Source organism: Brevibacillus laterosporus, assembly GCF_030489605.1.
GTDB lineage: Bacteria > Bacillota > Bacilli > Brevibacillales > Brevibacillaceae > Brevibacillus_B > Brevibacillus_B laterosporus_E.
This window is the reverse complement of sequence record NZ_JAUKFY010000069.1, coordinates 1-736: the sequence shown is the minus strand read 5'-3', so window position 1 is coordinate 736 and position 736 is coordinate 1. Positions and strand designations below refer to the sequence as shown.

Annotated in this window: 2 pseudogenes; both read left to right on the top strand. The window is 45.0% G+C overall.

The annotated features are described in order from the left end of the window. A pseudogene (locus tag QZ995_RS23690) lies at nt 1-457 on the top strand (phage tail tape measure protein); the annotation flags it as partial. Then, nucleotides 457-736 (top strand): annotated as a pseudogene (locus tag QZ995_RS23685) (LysM peptidoglycan-binding domain-containing protein); the annotation flags it as partial. The pseudogenes QZ995_RS23690 and QZ995_RS23685, both read left to right, overlap by 1 nt.

Sequence of the window (736 nt, the reverse complement as noted above, 5' to 3'; positions counted from 1 at the left end):
CCTCAAGCAGTTTCTTGGTTTCTCTTCTCCTACTGAAAAAGGCCCTGCCTCGAAGTCCGATAGATGGGCTCCTAACTTAATGAGAATGTTCAGTGAGGGCATTACAGATTCGCTACCTTATCTGCAATCAGCAACGGGGACAGTAGCTGAGGCTCTACGTAGTAAATTAAATGGATCCATTGAGGTAGCACCAAAGCTTCATAGTAAGTTATCACTTGATGAAAGCTTATCTGGTGTTACCCCTGCTAGAAGAGTTTCGCAACCCCAAAATACTGAGTACAACAGCCAACTCCCTGATATACATTTCCATATCCATCAACAACCAGGAGAGGATTCTGAGGCATTGATTAGACGAATTAAACGTGAAGCTTTGCAGTACGTATTGTCTGAACTTGCCAGAACTGCTCAAAGAGCTAATATGACGATGGGACGCGGTGCGTTTGGAGGGGCCAAGTAATGAGAGTTGTCCTTGGAGGCATAGAATTAAAAACGTTTGAGAAGCCCGATGTGATACCGTTAGGCGGGCAGCAAACATTAGCTATTAATCGATTCCCTGGTGGGGATGTAAGTATACAAAACATGGGACCACAATACCGGCCGATCACATGGACCGGTATTTTTATTGGTCCAGACGCTTATGATCGAATGACCCGGATTGGAAATATGCGTACGGCTGGAAAGCCTATCACGTTTGAGACGGAGAAGTACTCGTTTCCTGTAGTGATTAGTGAGTTTC